The organism is Streptomyces flavofungini (assembly GCF_041028215.1).
In the GTDB taxonomy this organism is placed as follows: Bacteria; Actinomycetota; Actinomycetes; order Streptomycetales; family Streptomycetaceae; genus Streptomyces; species Streptomyces flavofungini_B.
The window spans coordinates 1-1,590 of the sequence record NZ_JASKYR010001211.1; the positions used below are offsets into that span (position 1 = coordinate 1).

General features: G+C 69.1%; 1 protein-coding gene and 1 pseudogene. Both read right to left on the reverse strand.

Annotated elements, in window-relative coordinates:
• Positions 1-31: 31 nt before the first annotated feature.
• Entirely contained in the window at positions 32-1,195 is a 1,164-nt protein-coding gene (locus AB8Z36_RS39825) for an ABC transporter ATP-binding protein (protein WP_369218239.1), read from the reverse strand.
• A 45-nt stretch (positions 1,196-1,240) separates the two neighbouring features.
• Positions 1,241-1,590, reverse strand: a pseudogene (locus AB8Z36_RS39830) (spermidine/putrescine ABC transporter substrate-binding protein); the annotation flags it as partial.

Consider the following 1,590-nt stretch of genomic DNA (forward strand, 5'->3'; position numbering starts at 1 on the left):
GCCTTGGGGGGTGGTGCGTCGGTCAGGGTCGTCATGCGGAGGCGTCCTCCTCGACCGTCTCGACGCCCGCCTCGGCGTCCTGCGCCGCGTCGAGGCCGAAGGTGTGCGCCGGGTTCCAGTGCATGACGACCTCGGCGCCGGGGACCAGGCGGGTGTCGCGCTCGACGTTCTGCGCGTACACCTCGAAGGACGGGCAGACCGGGCTGTGCACGACGTACTGCGTGGACACGCCGATGAAGCTGCTGTCGGCGATGCGTCCCGTGACGCGGTTGCGGCCCTCGGGGATCTGTCCCGCGTCGTCGGCGTGGGTGAGGGAGATCTTCTCGGGGCGTACGCCGACCAGCACCCTGCCGCCGGTGGCGGTGGGGCCGCCGCACCGGGTCGCGGGCAGGGTCAGCTTGCAGTCGCCCGCCTTGAGGACCAGGTCGTCGCCGCTCCCGCCGCCCTGGATCTCCGCCTCGATGAAGTTGGAGGTGCCGAGGAAGTTGGCGACGAAGGTGGTCCGCGGGTTCTCGTAGAGCTCGGCGGGGGTGCCGAGCTGCTCGACCCGGCCGCCGTTCATCACGGCGACGGTGTCGGCCATCGTCATGGCCTCCTCCTGGTCGTGCGTGACGTGCACGAACGTGATGCCGACCTCGGTCTGGATGCGCTTCAGTTCAAGCTGCATCTGGCGGCGCAGCTTCAGGTCGAGGGCGCCGAGCGGCTCGTCGAGGAGGAGCACCTTGGGGTGGTTGATGAGCGCGCGGGCGACGGCGACGCGCTGCTGCTGGCCGCCGGAGAGCTGGTGCGGCTTCTTGCGGGCCTGCTCACCGAGCTGGACGAGGTCGAGCATCTCGTGGACCTGGTTCTTCACGGACTTGATGCCGCGGCGGCGGAGGCCGAAGGCGACGTTCTCGAAGATGTCCAGGTGCGGGAAGAGCGCGTACGACTGGAAGACGGTGTTCACCGGCCGCTTGTACGGGGGCAGTGCCGTGACGTCCTGCTCCCCCAGGTGGACCGTGCCGGAGCTGGGCTCCTCCAGGCCCGCGATCATGCGGAGCGTGGTGGTCTTCCCGCAGCCGGACGCCCCGAGCAGCGCGAAGAACGAGCCCTGCGGCACGGTCAGGTCGAGCGGATGCACGGCGGTGAAGGAGCCGTAGGTCTTGCTGATCCCGGCGAGCCGAACGTCGCCGCCTGTTTCTCTGGCAGTGGTCATGGTGGGTCCAGGGGAAGTCGGGGTGGAAGACAGGGGGGCGCGGCGTCACGCGCCGGTGAGCCTGGCGAACTTCTCCTCGTACGCGGTCTCTTCCTTCGGCGTGAGGGACCGGAACGCCCGGGACTTCGCCTTCATCTCCGCGTCGGGAATGATCAGGGGATTGGCCGCGGCTTCCTTGTCGATTTTCGCGAGGGCGCCGCGCACACCGTCGACGGGACACACGTAATTGATGTACGCCGCGAGGCGATGAGCCGCTCGGCGTTGCGCTTGTGGCGCGCCTTGTTCGGGACGAGGAGATTGTCCGTGGACGTGATGTAGCCCTGGTCGGGGATGTGGAAGCCGACGTCCGGGTTGTCGGCCTGGAGCTGCACGATGTCACCGGCCCAGCCCAGGCC